This is a genomic window from Streptomyces sp. NBC_00299 (assembly GCF_036173045.1).
Lineage (GTDB): Bacteria > Actinomycetota > Actinomycetes > Streptomycetales > Streptomycetaceae > Streptomyces > Streptomyces machairae.
This window is the reverse complement of record NZ_CP108039.1, coordinates 9039455-9057494: the sequence shown is the minus strand read 5'-3', so window position 1 is coordinate 9057494 and position 18040 is coordinate 9039455. Positions and strand designations below refer to the sequence as shown.

The window sequence follows — 18040 nt, the reverse complement described above, 5'->3', positions numbered from 1 at the left end:
GCTCTGTGGGGGCTGGTCCTGCAGTTCTCCGCGCCCCTCAGGGGCGTTGCCGTGAGGGCGTCGAGAGGAGCAGCAGGCTGCGGCGCTCCACCAGGACGGCGGTGCCTGCCTTGTACTCCGACTCGTCCGGCGGGCCCTGTGGTTCCGCCGTGTCGATCAGCGGGGTCCAGCGGTCGCCGAAGGTGGCGTCCGGCAGTTGGAACTCCACCGGCTCCCAGTAGCTGTTGAGCAGGAGCAGGAAGGAGTCGTCCACCACCGGGCGGCCGCACCAGTCGGGTTCGGCGATGGCGTCGCCGTTGAGGAAGACGGCGACCGAGTGGGCGTCGGGGTCCTGCCAGTCCTCGTCCGTCATCTCGCGGCCGTCCGGGAGCAGCCACACCAGGTCGGGCAGCGGCTGGTCGGGGTGGGTGGCCGTCTCGCCCTTGAAGAAGCGGCGGCGGCGCAGGACGGGGTGAGCAGCGCGCAACCCGATGACGTAACGGGTGAAGTCGGCGAGTGCGCGCTGCTCGTCGGTGAGTCCCCAGTCGATCCAGGAGACGTCGTTGTCCTGGCAGTAGGCGTTGTTGTTGCCGCGCTGGGTGCGGCCGAGTTCGTCGCCGTGGCCGAGCATGGGGATGCCCTGCGACAGCATCAGCGTGGCGATGAAGTTGCGCTGCTGGCGGGCGCGCAGCCGGCGCACGGCCGGGTCGTCGGTGTCGCCTTCCGCGCCGCAGTTCCAGGACCGGTTGTGGCTCTCGCCGTCCCGGTTGCCCTCGCCGTTGGCCTCGTTGTGCTTGTCGTTGTACGAGACGAGGTCGCGCAGGGTGAACCCGTCGTGCGCGGTGACGAAGTTGACGCTGGCGCGCGGGCGGCGCCTGCTGTGCGCGTACAGGTCGGAGGAGCCGGTCAGCCGGGAGGCGAACTCGCCGAGCGAGTCGGGCTCACCGCGCCAGAAGTCCCGTACGGCATCCCGGTACTTGCCGTTCCACTCCGACCACAGCGGCGGGAAGTTGCCCACCTGGTAGCCGCCCTCGCCGACGTCCCACGGCTCGGCGATCAGCTTGACCCTGCTGATCACCGGGTCCTGCTGGATCAGGTCGAAGAACGCCGAGAGCCGGTCCACCTCGTGGAACTGCCGGGCCAGCGTGGCCGCGAGGTCGAAGCGGAAGCCGTCGACGTGCATCTCGGTGACCCAGTAGCGCAACGAGTCCATGATCAGCTGGAGCACGTACGGATGGCGCATCAGCAGGCTGTTGCCGGTGCCGGTGGTGTCGTAGTAGTGCGCCCAGTCGCCGTCCACGAGGCGGTAGTAGGAGGCGTTGTCGATGCCGCGGAAGGAGAGGGTGGGGCCCCGCTCGTTGCCCTCGGCGGTGTGGTTGTAGACGACGTCGAGGATGACTTCGAGGCCGGCCTCGTGCAGCGCCTTCACCATCGACTTGAACTCGTTGACCTGCTCACCGCGGGTGCCGTGGGCGGCGTAGGCGTTGTGCGGCGCGAAGAAGCCGATCGTGTTGTAGCCCCAGTAGTTGGACAGCCCCCGGTCGAGCAGCACGCCGTCCTGGACGAACTGGTGCACCGGCATCAGCTCGACGGCGGTCACCCCGAGGGACGTCAGATGCTCCACGGCCGCGGGGTGCGCGAGCCCGGCGTAGGTGCCGCGCAGCTCCGGCGGGACGTCGGGGTGGGTGGCGGTCAGGCCCCGTACGTGGGTCTCGTAGATGACGGTGTCGGCGTACGGCCGTCTGGGCGGGCGGTCGTCGCCCCAGTCGAAGTACGGCTCGGTCACGACGCCGAGCATGGTGTGCCCGGCGCTGTCGCCCGGGGACGGGGCGCCGGGGGTGCGCTCGAACAGGGTGGCGTGGTTGTCCACCTGGCCGTCGACGGCCCGGCTGTACGGGTCGAGCAGCAGCTTCGCCGGATTGCACCGGTGGCCGAGGCCCGGGTCCCAGGGGCCGTGCACCCGGTAGCCGTAGCGCTGTCCCGGGCCGACACCGGGCAGATAGCCGTGCCAGACGAAGCCGTCGACCTCGGTGAGCGGAATCGGGATGTGCCGGTCCTTGTCGTCGACGAGGACGAGCTCGACGCGGTCGGCGACCTCGCTGAACAGGGCGAAGTTGGTGCCCTGTCCGTCGAAGGCGGCTCCCAGCGGGTAGGGGTGCCCGCTCCAGGCGGGCACCCCTTTGCTGCGCTTCCGCGCGGTCACCGGGCCTCCTCCAGGACGCCGTCCCGGATGCCCGGCGCGGCCGCGACGGCCGTGACGGGTGCCTCGCGAGGCACCTCGAGCGCCTCGAGCAGGTTGGGCGCGGGTGCGGCCGGCACGAGCGGGGCGCGTTCGCCGGCGCGGGCGCGCTGCGAGAACCAGATGATCTTGGCGCCGGTCTCGGTGGCGCAGCACCCCCAGCCGTCGCTCATGGCGGCGAGGTGCTGCAGGCAGGCACGCAGCTCGTGGTCCGGGCGCAGGGCACGGTTGTTGTCGCCGATGGCGGTGATGAGGTGCTGGCCGTTCCACCACATCTCGATCGAGGTGTTCTTGTCCCTCGCGTGCTCGTCGATGGCCCGCAGCAGCATCTCGGTGCTGTGGCGGACGGGCTCGACAAGCGTCTCCAGGTCCCAGTACCTGAGGTGAGCGGCCAGAATTCGGCTGACCTGACCCACCCGTTCGGGGCTGACTTCCACGTCGAGGTGGTAGTAGCAGGGCACTGCGGTCTTCACCGTCGTTACCTCCTCACCGCGAAAGCTCCCGCTCTCCTCGCCCCTGCGGGACGGGCCCCGAGTACGGAGCGTGAGCGCTGATCGCTTCTGAGTGACTCCAGGGTGGGGGCGGTAGGCCATTCGTGCAACAGGAGGACATCACTGAGGTAGTTGAAGATCCAACAGGACGCTGAGTCGTCGACCGTGCACCATGTGTGAAGACCTCGATACCCGTAACGGAACCCGTGCGTGCGCGCACGGGTTTCCGCCCGACGGCCGGGAAACGCGTCATCGAGTCCGGAAGGTGAACGGCGCCATGCTGCTACCGGCCAAAGCCGAAGTCGCCCGGCAACTGCGGCGATATCGGGCCTGGGAACGCGCCATGCTCGCGGCCCCGGCCGACCTGACGGTCCGTGCCACCTTCGAGGACACCGGCTACACCCTCTGCGTGCTGATGGGAAAGCGCTGCGCGCGCGAGGCCGCCGACGCGGCCGAACGCTATCTGCGCAGCACTCCGGCCGCCTATCTCAGCGAGCTGGACGAACGGCCGCGCACGGCCAGCGTCTCGGCGCGGCGGGGCCCGCCGGGAACGCGGCGGTGGACTTTCCAACGGGAAGGCAGACGTCCTTCCGGCGCAGCTTGAATCCCCCGGCCGGGCCTGGTGCCCGGCCTCGAGCACGGTGGAGGTGAACCATGGGCAGGACCAAGAGCAGGACCGGTGCCGGCACCGGGACCGTCGGCCGCATCCCGGTACGGGACGTACGGCCGGCCGTGGAGTGCGGCAGACACCCGGCCAAGGCCGTCGTGGGAGAGACCTTCGAGGTCACCGCCACCGTGTTCCGCGAGGGCCATGACGCCGTCGCGGCCAATGTCGTACTCACCGACCCGGACGGCCGGCCCGGCCCGTGGACGCCTATGCACGAACTGGCCCCGGGCAGCGACCGCTGGGGCGCCAAGGTGACCCCGTCGGCCATGGGCCGCTGGACGTTTCACGTGGAGGCGTGGAGCGATCCGGTGGCCACCTGGCGGCACCACGCACAGATCAAGATCCCGGCCGGGATCGACGTCGGGCTCGTCCTGGAGACGGGCGGCGAGCTGTACGAACGAGCGGCGGCCGGGGTGCCCGACAAGACGGAGCAGGCCACGGTGCGGGCCGCCGCGGACGCGCTGCGGGACGACTCACTGCCGCCCGTGTCACGGCTGGCGGCGGCGTTCGCGGCGAACGTCGACGCGGTGTTGGGGCGGTATCCGTTGCGGGACCTGGTCACCGCGTCGGACCCGCTGCCCCTGCTGGTGGAGCGGGAGCGGGCCCTGTTCGGCTCCTGGTACGAGTTCTTCCCCCGCTCCGAGGGCACCCCCGAGCAGCCCCACGGCACCTTCCGCACCGCCGCCCGCCGGCTGCCCGCGATTGCCGCCATGGGCTTCGACGTGGTCTACCTCCCGCCGATCCACCCGATCGGCACCACCTTCCGCAAGGGCCCCAACAACACCCTCTCCGCCGGCACCGACGACGTCGGCGTGCCCTGGGCCATCGGCTCCCCCGAAGGCGGCCACGACGCCGTCCACCCCGACCTCGGCACCCTCGACGACTTCGACTGGTTCGTCGCCCGGGCCGGCGAACTCGGCCTGGAAGTCGCCCTCGACTTCGCCCTGCAGTGCTCCCCCGACCACCCCTGGGTCGACAAACACCCCGAGTGGTTCCACCACCGCCCCGACGGCACCATCGCCTACGCCGAGAACCCGCCGAAGAAGTACCAGGACATCTACCCCATCGCCTTCGACGCCGACATGGACGGCCTGGTCGAGGAAACCCTGCGCATCCTGCGCCACTGGATGGCCCACGGCGTGCGCATCTTCCGCGTCGACAACCCGCACACCAAACCCGTCGTCTTCTGGCAGCAGGTCATCGCCGACATCGGCCGCACCGACCCCGACGTCATCTTCCTCGCCGAGGCCTTCACCCGACCCGCGATGATGCACACCCTGGCCCAGATCGGCTTCCAGCAGTCCTACACGTACTTCACCTGGCGCAACGGCAAACAGGAACTCACCGACTACCTCACCGAACTCTCCGGCGAAGCCGCCTCCTACATGCGGCCCAACTTCTTCGCCAACACCCCCGACATCCTCCACGAATTCCTCCAGCACGGCGGACGCCCCGCCTTCGAACTCCGCGCCGTCCTGGCCGCCACCCTCTCCCCCACCTGGGGCATCTACAGCGGCTACGAGCTCTGCGAGAACACCCCTGTGCGCAAGGGCAGCGAGGAGTATCTGAACTCGGAGAAGTACCAGCTCCGCCCCCGCGACTGGGAAACAGCCGAGCACGAGGGCCGCACCATCACCCCCTTGATCACCAAACTCAACACCATCCGGAGGGGCCACCCCTCCCTCCACCGGCTCAGGAACCTCCGCTTCCACCGGACCGACAACGACTCGGTCATCGCCTACAGCAAACGCACAGGCCCGGACACGGTTCTGGTGGTCGCCAACCTTGATCCTCACCACACCCAGGAGGCCACGGTCTCGTTGGACATGCCGCACCTCGGCCTGGACTGGGATGCCTCCCTGTCCGTGCACGACGAACTGACGGGTGAGACCTTCCGCTGGGGCAGGAACAACTACGTCCGTCTGGAGCCCGGCAGGGCCCCCGCGCACGTGCTCCATGTCCAGGCTTCGCCACCGCAGATCGGAGGGTCCTGAGCGTCATGACCGTCAACGAGCCCGTGCTGGACACCTTCGAGGACACTCCTGCCAAGGACCGTGACCCGGACTGGTTCAAACGCGCCGTCTTCTACGAGGTCCTGGTCCGCTCCTTCCAGGACAGCAACGGCGACGGCGTCGGCGACCTCAAAGGCCTCACCGCCAAACTCGACTACCTGCAATGGCTCGGCGTCGACTGCCTGTGGCTGCCGCCCTTCTTCAAATCACCCCTGCGCGACGGCGGATACGACGTCTCCGACTACACCTCCGTCCTGCCCGAATTCGGAGACCTCGCCGACTTCGTCGAATTCGTCGACTCCGCGCACCAGCGCGGCATGCGGGTCATCATCGACTTCGTCATGAACCACACCAGCGACCAGCACCCGTGGTTCCAGGAATCGAGAAAGGACCCCGACGGCCCCTACGGCGACTACTACATGTGGGCCGACGACGACAAGCAGTACGCCGACGCCCGCATCATCTTCGTCGACACCGAGGCCTCCAACTGGACCTTCGACCCGGTCCGCAAGCAGTACTTCTTCCACCGCTTCTTCTCCCACCAGCCCGACCTGAACTACGAGAACCCGGCCGTCCAGGAGGAAATCCTGGCCGCCCTGCGCTTCTGGCTGGACCTGGGAATCGACGGATTCCGGCTGGACGCGGTGCCGTATCTGTACGCGGAGGAGGACACGAACTGCGAGAACCTTCCTGCCACTCATGAATTCCTGAGGCGTGTCCGCCGCGAGATCGACGCGATGTATCCGGACACGGTACTGCTGGCCGAGGCGAACCAGTGGCCCGAAGACGTGGTCGACTACTTCGGCGATTATCAAAACGGTGGCGACGAGTGCCACATGGCCTTCCACTTCCCCGTCATGCCACGCATTTTCATGGCCGTGCGAAGGGAGTCGAGGTACCCGGTCTCGGAAATCCTCGCCAAGACCCCGGCCATCCCGTCCGGCTGCCAGTGGGGCATCTTCCTGCGCAACCACGACGAGCTGACCCTGGAAATGGTCACCGACGAGGAACGCGACTACATGTGGGCGGAGTACGCCAAGGACCCCCGCATGCGCGCCAACATCGGCATCCGCAGGCGTCTCGCCCCGCTCCTCGACAACGACCGGCACTCGATCGAGCTGTTCACCGCGCTGCTGCTCGCCCTGCCGGGCAGCCCGATCCTCTATTACGGCGACGAGATCGGCATGGGCGACAACATCTGGCTCGGCGACCGCGACGCCGTCCGCACGCCGATGCAGTGGACACCGGACCGCAACGCCGGCTTCTCGACCTGCGACCCCGGGCAGCTCTGTCTGCCGACCATCATGGACCCGGTCTACGGCTACCAGGTGACGAACGTCGAGGCGTCGATGGCCTCGCCGTCGTCGCTGCTGCACTGGACCCGCCGCATGATCGAGATCCGCAAGCAGAACCCTGCCTTCGGACTCGGCTCCTACACGGAACTCCAGTCCTCCAACCCGGCGGTACTCGCCTTCCTGCGCGAATACGAGGACGACCTGGTGCTGTGCGTGAACAACTTCGCGCGCTTCGCCCAGCCCACCGAACTCGACCTGCGCGAGTTCGCCGGCCGGCATCCGGTCGAGCTGTTCGGCGGGGTCCGCTTCCCGGCGATCGGCGAACTGCCGTATCTGCTGACCCTCGGGGGCCACGGCTTCTACTGGTTCCGACTCTCCCGAGTCGCATCCCGCATCGGCCGACGACTTTGAGCGTGAGCTTCGAGCGTGTGCCGAGGAAAGGACGGGTCACCATGCAGAAGACCGCAACTCCCCGATCGAGCCGTACGGTCGACGCGAGCCCCATGGCCTCGCTCGCCGGACTGCTGCGCGAGTGGCTGCCACGGCAGCGCTGGTTCGCGGGCAAGGACCGGCCCGTCACGGACCTCGCACTGCTGTCGATGACGGAGCTGTTCCCGGGCTGTCTGCATCTGCTGGTGCACGCCGGTCACTCCGCGGTGCCCGCGCCCGGCGGCGCTCCCCCGGCCGGTGACTGCTACCAGCTGCTGCTCGGCGTACGCCAGCAGCTGTCACCGCGGCTGGGCCGGGCGCTGATCGGCCGAGCGGAGGAGGGGCCGCTGGCCGGTCTGACGGTCTTCGACGCGCTGCAGGACCCCCGTTCGGCCCAGCTGCTCCTGGAGCGGCTGCGGCATCCCGGCACGGCGGGCCCGCTGTGCTTCGAGGCGGACCCGTGCGTGTCGGTGCCGGCGGGGCTGGTGCCGCGGGTGCTGGACGCCGAGCAGTCCAACTCCTCGCTGGTGTACGGCGATGCGTTCATCCTCAAGCTGTTCCGGCGCATCCAGCCCGGTGTCAATCCCGACCTGGAGCTGTCCGGCGCGCTGGCCGAGCAGGGCTGCGGGCGAGTCCCGGCCCCCGTGGCCTGGTTCCGGACGACGCACCCCTGGGAGGCGACGCTCGGCGTGCTGCAGCCGTTCCTGCGTGACGCCTCCGACGGCTGGACACTGGCGCTGGACGCGCTGACCTCGGGCGGCGACTTCACGGCGGAGGCCCGGCAGCTGGGGCGGGCGACCGCGGAGGTGCATCTGGCGCTGGCGTCGGCCTTCCCGTCCCGGGCGCACGGCGAGAACGCCCAGATGGCGGCGGCGATGACCGAGCGTCTGGAGATCGCCGCGCACTTCGTCCCCGCCCTGCAGCCCTATGTGCCCGGCCTGCGCACCGCCTTCGGCGCCCTCGCCAGCTGCGACCCCGGACCGCCGGACCAGCGCATCCACGGCGACCTGCACCTGGGGCAGGTGCTGCGGGCGGGCCGCGAGTGGTTCGTCATCGACTTCGAGGGCGAGCCGTCCCGCCCGCTCGCCGAGCGGCGCGGTGTCCACTCGCCGGTGCGGGACATCGCCGGCATGCTGCGCTCCTTCGACTACGCCGCCCGGCAGCGCCGGCCGTGGCGTCCGGAATGGGCGCGCCGCTGCCGTGAGGCCTACTGCGCGGGCTATGCCGCCCACGCCGGCTGGGACCCGCGCAAGAAGCACGGCTTGCTGCGTGCGTATGAGACCGACCGCGCCGTGTACGAGGTCCTGTACGAGGCCCGGCACCGACCCGACTGGTTGCCCGTACCGATGGCGGCGATCGAACGCCTCGCCGTGAGAGGAGCCTGACCCATGGCCCTGCACGAGACCTCGCGCCCCGAGTCGGCCGGACCGGGCCGGCGCGCCACCGCGCCCGCACTCGATCCGGCCGACCGTGAGCGCCTCCTGTCGGGCGCCCACCACGATCCGCACGCACTGCTCGGGGCGCATCCGGTCCCGGGCGGGATCGCCTTCCGGGCGCTGCGCCCGTTCGCGCGTGCGGTGAGCGTCGTGGCCGACGGCGAGCGCACCGCGCTGGTCTCGGAGGGCGGCGGCCTCTTCTCCGGCGTACTGCCGCTGAAGAAGATCCCCGCGTACACACTGCTGGTGGCCTACGCCGAGGACGGGTCCGACGAGTGCGAGGTCCACGACCCGTACCGCTTCCTGCCCGCCCTCGGTGAACTGGATCTCCACCTCATCCGCGAAGGCCGGCACGAGGAGCTGTGGAAGGCACTCGGCGCCGAGCCGATGACCCACCAGGGCGTGACCGGCACCCGGTTCACCGTGTGGGCGCCGAACGCACAGGGCGTGCGGGTCGCCGGGGACTTCACCTGCTGGGACGGGACGGCGTTCCCGATGCGGTCCCTCGGGGCGTCCGGGGTGTGGGAGCTGTTCCTGCCGGGCATCGGCGAGGGCGCCCGGTACAAGTTCGAGATCACCTCCCGGCACGGCGGCCGGTTCCTCAAGGCCGACCCGATGGCGCGCCGTGCGGAGGTCCCACCGGACACGGCGTCGATCGTGCACGCCTCGCACCACGAGTGGAGCGACGAGCAGTGGATGGCGCACCGGGGTGACGTCCCGGTGCATCAAGCGCCCTTCTCGGTCTACGAGGTGCACCTCCCGTCCTGGCGCCCGGGACTGACGTACCGCCAGCTCGCCGACGAACTGCCCGCGTACGTCAACGACCTCGGCTTCACCCATGTCGAGCTCATGCCGGTCGCCCAGCACCCCTTTGCAGGGTCCTGGGGCTATCAGGTCACCGGCTTCTACGCGCCGGCCTCGCGGCTCGGGACACCCGACGACTTCAAGTACCTGGTGGACGCCCTGCACCGGGCAGGCATCGGGGTGATCGTGGACTGGGTGCCGGCCCACTTCCCCAAGGACGACTGGGCGCTGAGCCGGTTCGACGGGGAACCGCTGTACGAGCCCGGGGACGAGCGGCGTGCCGAGCACCCGGACTGGGGGACGTACGAGTTCGACTACGGACGCACCGAGGTGCGCAACTTCCTGGTCGCCAACGCCACGTACTGGTGCGAGGAGTTCCACATCGACGGGCTCCGGGTGGACGCCGTCGCCTCGATGCTCTACCTCGACTACTCGCGGGAGTCCGGGCAGTGGGCACCGAACGCCTTCGGCGGGCGGGAGGACCTGGCCGCGATGGCGTTCCTGCAGGAGATGAACGCGACCGTGTACCGGCGCAATCCGGGCGTCATCACCATCGCTGAGGAGTCGACCGCCTGGGACGGGGTGACCCGGCCGACCGACAGCGGCGGGCTGGGGTTCGGGCTGAAGTGGAACATGGGCTGGATGCACGACTCCCTGGAGTACATCGCCAAGGAGCCGGTGCACCGCAAGTACCACCACAACGAGATGACGTTCTCGATGGTGTACGCCTACAGCGAGAACTACGTCCTGCCGATCTCCCACGACGAGGTCGTGCACGGCAAGCAGGCATTGGTGTCCAAGATGCCCGGTGACTGGTGGCAGCGACGCGCCAACCACCGCGCGTACCTGGGCTTCATGTGGGCCCACCCGGGCAAGCAGCTCCTCTTCATGGGCCAGGAGTTCGCCCAGGGCGCCGAGTGGTCCCAGGAGCACGGTCCCGAGTGGTGGCTGCTGGATCCCGGGTACGCGTCGGCGGGCGACCACCGGGGTGTCCAGGACCTGGTCCGGGACCTCAACGGGCTGTACCGGACGACGCCGGCTCTCTGGGAGCGGGACACCGACCCGGGCGGCTTCCGGTGGGTGCTGGGGGATGCGGCGGACGACAACGTCTTCGCGTTCCTGCGGTTCGGTGCCGACGGCAGCCCCCTGCTCGCCGTCTCCAACTTCTCCCCCGTCGTGCGTCACGACTACGCCCTGTGGGTTCCGGATGACGTCATCGCCTGGCAGGAGACACTCAACACGGACGCCGCCCGGTACGGCGGCAGCGACGTCGTCAACCCGGACCCGGTGAAGCCGGAGGACAGCCGCATCCGGCTGACGTTGCCGCCTCTTGCCACGGTGCTGCTGTCGCCCTGCCCTCGCGGCTGAGATCACCGAACGGGGTCAATTGTCAGTTCTCGACACCACGCGCTCCCAGCTGGGCTAGATTCGGGCACCGCCGATAACGGAACTCATCGGTGATGTCACACCCGGTACACATCAGGAGCAGCGCATGCGCGACCTCGGCCTCGCTCCCCCGACCGTCACGCCCCTGGCCGGCGGGCTCGCCGACAGCGTCTTCGAGATGGCGGCTCTCGATCCGACACTGTCGATGCTCGCGCGCCGCCCCGATCCCTCCTCCACCACATGGGAGGAGGTCACCGCCGTGGAACTGCGCGACGAAGTGACCGATCTGGCCAAGGGCCTGATCGCGTCCGGGATCTCACCGGGCCACCGGGTGGCCGTCATGGCCCGCACCCGCTACGAGTGGACGGTGTTCTGCTACGCCCTGTGGGCGGTGGGCGCCGAGGTGGTGCCGATCTATCCGACGTCGTCGCGCGACCAGGTCGAGTGGATCCTGCGGGACGCCGAATGCGTGGCCGTGGTGGTCGAGGACGAACAGGCCATCATGACGGTGGGTTCCGTGTGCGGATCTCTGCCGATGCTGCGGCAGGTCTGGCAGTTGGACGCCGGGGGGCTTCAAAAGCTCGTGGAGTGCGGCGAGTTCATCCCCTTCGCGACGGTCGATTCGCTGCGCCGTATCGTCCTGCCGGACTCCACCGCCGCCGTCGTCTACACCTCGGGCACCACGGGTCACGCGTTGGGCTGCGCGCTGAGCCACCGCGGTCTGGCGAGCACCTGCGACACCCTCCTCGCGGGCTGGGGCCACACCGTGATCCCGCCCGGCGAGCAGCAGGCGTCGGTTCTCGCCTTCCTGCCCTTCTCCCATGTGTACGGCCTGGTGGTGCAAGGGCTGGCCATCCGCGGCGGCATGCTGATGGGCCATGAACCCGAGCTGAACGGGGAGGCGTTGTCGGCGGCGCTGCGCACGTTTCGGCCGACCTATCTGTGCGCCGTGCCGTCGATCTTCGAGAAGATCTACAAGAACTTCCTGCGCACGGCACAGCAGGCCGGCCGTGGCGCGCTGTTCGAGCGGGCCGCCGACACCGCGCGGGACTTCGCGGCGGCACTGGAACGGCAGCGGCTGGGCGGCGGGCCCGGCCCCCGTTACGATCTGCGGCTGCAACACGCCCTGTACGAACGCACGGTGTACCGCAAGCTGCGGGCCGCGCTGGGCGGCCGGGTGTGCCGGGCGACGTCCGCCGGCTCGTCCCTGAACCGTGAACTGTCCCTGTTCTACGAGGGCATCGGCATCTATGTGAACGACGCCTACGGCCTCACCGAGACCTGCGGCGGGGTCACGGCACCACCGCCGGGCCGGGAGCTGTCGGGAACGGTCGGGAAGGCACTGCCGGGGATGGACATCCGGGTGGCCGACGACGGGGAGATCCTCGTGCGCGGGCCGTCGGTGTTCCAGGGCTATGTGAACGACGAGGCCGCGACACGGGCGGCGCTGCGCGGCGGCTGGCTGGCCACCGGGGATCTCGGGCGGCTGGACTCCGACGGCTATCTGACGATCACCGGGCGCAAGAAGGACGTCATCATCACGAGCGGCGGCAAGAGTGTCTCCCCGGCGCTCCTGGAGCAGCGCCTGAGGATGCATCCGATGATCCATCAGGCGGTGATCGTGGGCGACAACCGGCCCTGCGTCGGGGCCCTGATCACCCTGGACCCGGACTTCCTGGCGTACTGGCGCGACTCCCTCGCGGTGCGCAGCGACGCACGGATCCGGGAGGCACGGGAGGAGAACGCGCTGCGGGAGGAGCTCGGCCGGGCCGTGGCCGCCGCGAACAGCGCGGTGTCGCGCGCGGAGTCCATCCGTGTGTTCCGGGTGCTGCCGGCGCCGTTCGACGTGGCCAGCGGCCTGCTGACACCGTCGATGAAGTTGCGCCGGGACGCCATCGTGCGGCACTACGCCCTCCAGATCGACGCGATGTACCAGGCACGTTCGCGTGTGCCGCGGGACCACCTGGTGGACGAGCCGGCGCACTGGGACGACGCGGACAACGTCTTCGGCTGAGCGTGCCTACTCGCCCGTGGTGAGCCGTACGACGTTGGACTGCTCGCCGAGGACGAAGGCGCGGATCCGGAAGGACGCGTTCTTCTCGCCGGGCAGGGTGACCAGGGTCGTGGCGGTGACGTCCGGATCGACGACGGCGACAGGTTCGTACCCGGTGCTGTTCTTCCTGCGCATCTCCAGGAGGAAGCCGTCCTCGTCCGAGGATGCGTCGGTCCACGTGAAGCGGATGCCGTCCGGCAGTTCGGCGCGGGCCGGCCGGGAGACGGGGCCCCGGTAGGTCCGCAGGCGGTAGTGGAACGTGGTGTGCGGCATGAGGTCGGGGTGGCGGTAGTCCGACACCTGCCGGGGCAGGTAGTCCAGGACGGTGTAGGGGCCCGCTTCCTCGGTCGCGAACTCCAGCAGGTGACCCGCGACTCCCGGCCGGTCGTCCGTCCAGTCGAGGTCGATGTCCGTGGGTGTCGTGAGGACACCCCGCAGTGGCTTGTCGGTGTCCGCGGTGCTGCCGGCCGAGCGAGCCGAGCAGGCCGGCAGCGCCAGGATCAGCGCTGCCGACGCCACGATGCGCGCCTTTCCTCGCATACGGCGGCCGCTACTTGCGCCAGAAGCGGACGTTGCTCCACTCCACGGTGGCCTGACCGCTGCCGCTGTTGGTGCGGTAGGCGCCGAACTTGTCGTAGAAGCTGCCGCCGGGGCTGTCGTAGGTGTGCTTGAGCGAGCCGTTGATGTAGGTGCGGTGCTCGACGCCGACCTGGTGGACCGTGTTGACGCGGACCGTCGCGCCGACGGTGCCGGCGTTGGACAGCGTGGCGCCGCCGTGCACCGCGTACAGCCGGCCGCCGCGCTCGACGGCGAGCATGAAGTACGGGCCGGAGCCGGACTCGTTGAAGGTCTGCTTGAGGCTGATCCGGGTGCCGCTGAGGCTGGTGATGCGGAAGTAGCCCTCGAACTGGCGGGTTCCGCCGGTGTAGGTGGCGTAGCGCCGTTCAGCCCGTTGGTCGCCGCTCGCGGTGGAGCAGGTGAGCCGGAACGTCAGGCCGTCGACCTGGCCGCAGCCCCGTTCCTGCACGGTGTAGGTCGGTGACACCGACTGCCAGCCGCCGGGCTCGACTTCGGCGAAGGCGTGTGGGGCGGCGAGCAGGGATGTGGCGCACAGCGCCGTGGTGACGGTGAGGGTGCGCAGGCGTACGAGCATCCTGCCTCCTGTCGGATGGGGGGAGGACCGCACGTCACGCACCTGGCCACGCGTATGACGAGAGACGCTTGGTCATGTATATGAACTGCGATCCCTGACATGGACGAGCGAGACGGACGTTAGGTTCAGACCAATCAGCCGTCAAGAGATCGAGCGGACACGTCTTTCACACCCGAACCGGTGTGCCCCCGCGCCCGTTGGGGCAAGGTGGCTGACGACGGGTTCATCTGCCTGCCGCACCCGGCTGGCGGAACGGCCGGTGGCGCGGTGGGATCGAGGCGTGCGAAGCCGCGATCCAGGGGCAGGCGAACGACGTCGAGGCAGACCGCCTGGAGCCGCAGAAGGGAAGATCACCGTGACACGACCCAGGATCCTGGTGGTTGGCGCAGGCTTCGCCGGAGTCGGCTGTGTTCGCCGACTCGAACGCAAACTCTCCGCCGACGAGGCCGAGATCACCTTGGTGACGCCGTCCTCCTACCAGCTCTACCTGCCGCTTCTGCCCCAGGTCGCCTCCGGCGTCCTGACGCCCCAGTCGATCGCCGTGTCCCTGCGCCGCAGCCGCAGGTACCGCACCCGGATCATCCCGGGCGGCGCGATCGGCGTGGACCTCGCAGCCAAGGTATGCGTCATCCGCACCATCACCGACCGGACCGTCAACGAGCCGTACGACTACATCGTGCTGGCTCCCGGCAGCGTCACCCGCACCTTCGACATCCCCGGGCTCACCGACCACGCCTACGGCATGAAGACGCTGGCGGAGGCCGCCTACCTGCGCGACCACGTCATCTCCCAGCTGGACCTCGCCGACGCAAGCCAGGACCCGGCCGAGCGCGCCGCCCGGCTGCAGTTCGTGGTGGTCGGCGGCGGATATGCGGGCACCGAGACCGCCGCCTGCCTGCAGATGCTGACGCACAACGCGGTCAAGCGCTATCCGCGGCTCGACCCGCACCTGATCAAGTGGCATCTGATCGACATCGCGCCGAGGCTGATGCCCGAACTGGGCGAGAAGCTCGGCACCGCGGCGCAGAAGATCCTGCGCAGGCGCGGCGTCGACATCTCGCTGGGCGTGTCCATCGCCAAGGCGGGCCCCGAGGAGGTCACCTTCACCGACGGCCGGGTGGTTCCCACCCGGACCCTGATCTGGACCGCCGGGGTGGTCGCCAGCCCGCTGATCGCCACGCTGGGCGCGGACACGGTCCGGGGCCGGCTCGCGGTCACCGCCGAGATGAAACTGCCCGGCGACGACGGTGTGTTCGCGCTCGGCGACGCCGCCGCCGTACCCGACATCGCCAAGGGCGAGGAGGGCGCCGTCTGCCCGCCCACCGCCCAGCACGCCATGCGCCAGGGCAAGGTCGTGGCCGACAACGTCATCGCGTCCCTGCGCAACCAGCCGCTGCGGCGGTACGAGCACAAGGACCTCGGCCTGGTCGTCGACCTCGGCGGCCGTGACGCCGTCTCCAAGCCCCTCGGCGTCGAGCTGAAGGGCCTGCCGGCGATGGCCGTCGCCCGCGGCTACCACTGGTCGGCACTGCGCACCAACGTCGCCAAGACGCGCGTCCTGACGAACTGGCTGCTCAACGCCGTCGCAGGGGACGACTTCGTGCGTACCGGGTTCCAGGCACGCAGGCCGGCCAAGCTGAAGGACTTCGAGTTCATCCACGCGTACCTGACGCCGGAACAGCTGCAGGAGCGCGTGGCCGGGAAGGGTGGATCCCAGGCACCCGAAGGGACGGCTGAGTGAGGTGACGGCCTCGGCTGAGGGCCTTCGGTTCGCGGTGTGACCAGCAAGAGAGCGGGAGAGAGTACGTCGGCGTGAGGTCAGCGGGAGGGCCGGTCCGGGCGCGCGTGCGGGACCGTGTCGCGGCGTCGGACCCCGGGCTGCTGCGGCTGGCCGCGGGGCTGCGCACGGCGGGTGCGATCGCCCTCGCGGTCGCCGTGCTCGCCCTGCTGGGCGCCGATGTGACGCACCTGGTGACGGGCGCGCTGGCGGCGATGGTCGCCACCTTCGCCATCCGGGAGAAACAGCGCGGGCCGCAGGCCGTCACCCTCGCCCTGGGCCTCCCGGTGGCGCTGGCCTCGATGACCCTGGCGGCACTGCTGCACCGTCATGTCGTGGCCGGCGACCTGTTCTTCGTGGCGCTCATCTTCTGTGCCGTCTACGGCCGCAGATTCGGCGACCGCGGCACCGCGCTGGGCCTGATCGGCTTCCAGACCTACTTCATGTCCCTGTTCGTCGGCGCCACCGTGTCCGGCCTGCCCGCGCTGTGCGGCGCGGTCGCCGTGGCCTTCGCGTGCAGCGCGCTGGTGCGGTTCGTGCTCGTCCCCGAGACGCCGACGGGGGTGCTCGAACGGCTGCGCAGCGCCTTCCGCGCCCGGTTGGCGCAGCTGCTGTCGGCGCAGCTCGAGCTGCTCGGCGCCGGTCCGCAGGAGGCGGACCGGGCCCTGGAGCATGTACGGGAGGGCACCGCGCGCCTGCACGAGACGGCGCTGCTGATCCAGGGCCGGCTGGAGGAGGGAACCGCCGACGAGGCCATGGCCCGGCTCGTCCAACGGCGCGTCGCGGACGCCGAGATCGCGGCCGAGCGCCTGGGGCTGTCGCTGCTCGCCGCACGCGGCGCCGAGCGCGCCGACACCCTGGCCATGCATCTGCCGGGCGCCCCCGTCCCGTCGGGCAGCCGGCACCCCGTCCGGGAGGAGGCGACCGTCACGTTGCGCCGTGACATCGAGGCCCTGCGCCTGCTCGTCCTGCACCCCGTCGGCCAGGCCTCCGGCACCGCGCTGTCCCAGGTCCGCAACCGGCTCCTCGCCTACCGCGACGAGGAGAACCTGCCCGACGCCTCCCCCGCCGTGCAGGACGCCTTCCGGGCCATCGGCGAGGCTGCCCGTGCGGTCCTCGGGCTGCGCATCGCCCTGGGCGGGGCCCCGGACGAGGCGGACGACAGCCCGGCCACGGCGCGCTCACGCGAGGAGCTGGACGCGGAGGACGCCGTGCTCGACGTGGAGGAGGAGGCCCCGTCGGAGGAGCCCGCCGGGCTGCGGCGCCCCACGACGCGCGCCGCCGTGCAGGTGGCCGTGGGGTCGACGCTGGCCATCATCGGCGGCGAGCTGCTGTCCCGCGACCGCTGGTACTGGGCGGTGCTGACCTGCTGGATCGTGTTCCTCAACACCGCCTCCACGGGCGAGATCCTGGTCAAGGGCTACCGCCGGCTGCTGGGCACCGTGCTCGGCGTCCTGGCCGGCATCGTGCTGGCGGGTGCCGTCGGGCGCCACACCTGGACGGCGTTCGCGCTGGTGCTGCTGTTCGTCTTCGCGATGTTCTACTCGGCACCGCTGTCGTACACGCTGTCGTCCTTCTTCGTGACCGCGGCGCTCGGGCTGCTGTACACCCTGCTGCAGACCTACAGCCTCTCGGTGCTCGTGCTGCGCATCGAGGAGACCGCGCTCGGCGCGGCCTGCGGGGTGATCGCGGCCGCAGTGGTCCTGCCGGTGCAGACGGACCGCCGTACGAACGAACTGCTGGCCACCGTGCTGGAACGGCTCGGCGAGGTCACCCGCAGTGCCGTCGACCAGCTCAGCGGCGGTCCGCCCGTCGAGCTGCTCGACCAGGCGCGCGAACTGGACCAGGCGCTGGCCGACCTGCGGGCCGCCGTGCAGCCGCTCACGCATCCGGTGACGCCGCTGCGGGCCCGCAAGGAGACCGCCCGCTACGTCGTCGCGCTGCTGGAGACCTGCGCCTATCACGCGCGTGCGCTGGCGGCGACCGCCGAGCTGCTGCCCACCCATCCCTCGATCGCGGCGGACCCCCGGCTGCGCCGGGCCGCGGGGCGCATCGCGCACAACATCGAGGCGATCGCCGCGCACGTCACCGACGAACATTCCACGGCCGGCCTCGAGACCGGCCCGAGCATCGCCTCGCTCCTGGGCCGGAACGTCCCCGGCGCACCGCGCTACGGCCGCGTCACCGACCGTGTCCTGCGGCATCTGCAACGCCTCGACGAGGCCGTGTCCGGTCTGGCCCGTCCCCTGGGCGTGCCCGTGAAGGCATCGGACGGATGACGGCTTGTCTGCGATACCGGGGATGAGGGCTCGTCCTGGC

12 protein-coding genes are annotated in these 18040 nt (G+C 70.2%); 8 read left to right on the top strand and 4 right to left on the bottom strand.

Annotation, left to right across the window (positions count from 1 at the left end):
* Positions 1-37: 37 nt before the first annotated feature.
* Positions 38-2182 carry a glycogen debranching protein GlgX gene (glgX, locus tag OHT51_RS40235; protein ID WP_328883852.1) on the bottom strand — a complete coding sequence of 715 codons (2145 nt, stop codon included), beginning with the start codon at positions 2180-2182 and terminating at the stop codon, positions 38-40.
* Entirely contained in the window at positions 2179-2691 is a 513-nt protein-coding gene (locus tag OHT51_RS40230; protein ID WP_328883851.1) for a pep a2, read from the bottom strand. The genes glgX and OHT51_RS40230 overlap by 4 nt, the downstream gene beginning before the upstream one ends.
* 295 nt (positions 2692-2986) lie before the next feature.
* On the opposite strand from OHT51_RS40230, the gene OHT51_RS40225 reads away from it, so the two are divergent.
* From OHT51_RS40225 to OHT51_RS40200, 6 genes are all read left to right on the top strand, one after another.
* Positions 2987-3313, top strand: coding sequence for a DUF5133 domain-containing protein (locus OHT51_RS40225; RefSeq protein WP_328883850.1), 327 nt, complete (start codon positions 2987-2989; stop codon positions 3311-3313).
* A gap of 50 nt (positions 3314-3363) precedes the next feature.
* On the top strand, positions 3364-5370 hold the full coding sequence (locus OHT51_RS40220) for an alpha-1,4-glucan--maltose-1-phosphate maltosyltransferase (RefSeq protein WP_328883849.1): 2007 nt from the start codon (positions 3364-3366) through the stop codon (positions 5368-5370).
* A gap of 5 nt (positions 5371-5375) precedes the next feature.
* Entirely contained in the window at positions 5376-7094 is a 1719-nt protein-coding gene (gene treS / locus OHT51_RS40215) for a maltose alpha-D-glucosyltransferase (protein ID WP_328883848.1), read from the top strand.
* A 41-nt stretch (positions 7095-7135) separates the two neighbouring features.
* Positions 7136-8497 carry a maltokinase N-terminal cap-like domain-containing protein gene (locus OHT51_RS40210; protein ID WP_328883847.1) on the top strand — a complete coding sequence of 454 codons (1362 nt, stop codon included), beginning with the start codon at positions 7136-7138 and terminating at the stop codon, positions 8495-8497.
* 3 nt (positions 8498-8500) lie between these two features.
* Entirely contained in the window at positions 8501-10720 is a 2220-nt protein-coding gene (gene glgB, locus OHT51_RS40205; protein ID WP_328883846.1) for a 1,4-alpha-glucan branching enzyme, read from the top strand.
* Positions 10721-10844: 124 nt separating this feature from the next.
* The gene (locus OHT51_RS40200; RefSeq protein WP_328883845.1) at positions 10845-12752 is read left to right on the top strand and encodes an AMP-dependent synthetase/ligase; all 1908 of its coding nucleotides are present in this window, start codon (positions 10845-10847) and stop codon (positions 12750-12752) included.
* A 6-nt stretch (positions 12753-12758) separates the two neighbouring features.
* On the opposite strand, the gene OHT51_RS40195 is transcribed toward OHT51_RS40200, so the two are convergent.
* Both OHT51_RS40195 and OHT51_RS40190 read right to left on the bottom strand, forming a co-directional pair.
* Positions 12759-13310, bottom strand: a complete 552-nt coding sequence (locus OHT51_RS40195) for a fibronectin type III domain-containing protein (RefSeq protein ID WP_328883844.1) — start codon at positions 13308-13310, stop codon at positions 12759-12761.
* Between the two features lie 31 nt (positions 13311-13341).
* The gene (locus tag OHT51_RS40190; protein ID WP_328883843.1) at positions 13342-13944 is read right to left on the bottom strand and encodes a hypothetical protein; all 603 of its coding nucleotides are present in this window, start codon (positions 13942-13944) and stop codon (positions 13342-13344) included.
* A 349-nt stretch (positions 13945-14293) separates the two neighbouring features.
* Between OHT51_RS40190 and OHT51_RS40185 the strand changes: the two genes are divergently transcribed.
* The gene (locus OHT51_RS40185) at positions 14294-15685 is read left to right on the top strand and encodes an NAD(P)/FAD-dependent oxidoreductase (RefSeq protein ID WP_328884590.1); all 1392 of its coding nucleotides are present in this window, start codon (positions 14294-14296) and stop codon (positions 15683-15685) included.
* Between the two features lie 71 nt (positions 15686-15756).
* On the top strand, positions 15757-18000 hold the full coding sequence (locus OHT51_RS40180) for an FUSC family protein (RefSeq protein ID WP_328883842.1): 2244 nt from the start codon (positions 15757-15759) through the stop codon (positions 17998-18000).
* Positions 18001-18040: the final 40 nt, after the last annotated feature.

Coding starts and splice junctions, on each gene's coding strand:
- OHT51_RS40225 (WP_328883850.1), top strand. CDS start 2,987: ATGCTGCTACCGGCCAAAGCCGAAGTCGCCCGGCAACTGCGGCGATAT.
- OHT51_RS40220 (WP_328883849.1), top strand. CDS start 3,364: ATGGGCAGGACCAAGAGCAGGACCGGTGCCGGCACCGGGACCGTCGGC.
- treS (WP_328883848.1), top strand. CDS start 5,376: ATGACCGTCAACGAGCCCGTGCTGGACACCTTCGAGGACACTCCTGCC.
- OHT51_RS40210 (WP_328883847.1), top strand. CDS start 7,136: ATGCAGAAGACCGCAACTCCCCGATCGAGCCGTACGGTCGACGCGAGC.
- glgB (WP_328883846.1), top strand. CDS start 8,501: ATGGCCCTGCACGAGACCTCGCGCCCCGAGTCGGCCGGACCGGGCCGG.
- OHT51_RS40200 (WP_328883845.1), top strand. CDS start 10,845: ATGCGCGACCTCGGCCTCGCTCCCCCGACCGTCACGCCCCTGGCCGGC.
- OHT51_RS40190 (WP_328883843.1), bottom strand. CDS start 13,944: ATGCTCGTACGCCTGCGCACCCTCACCGTCACCACGGCGCTGTGCGCC.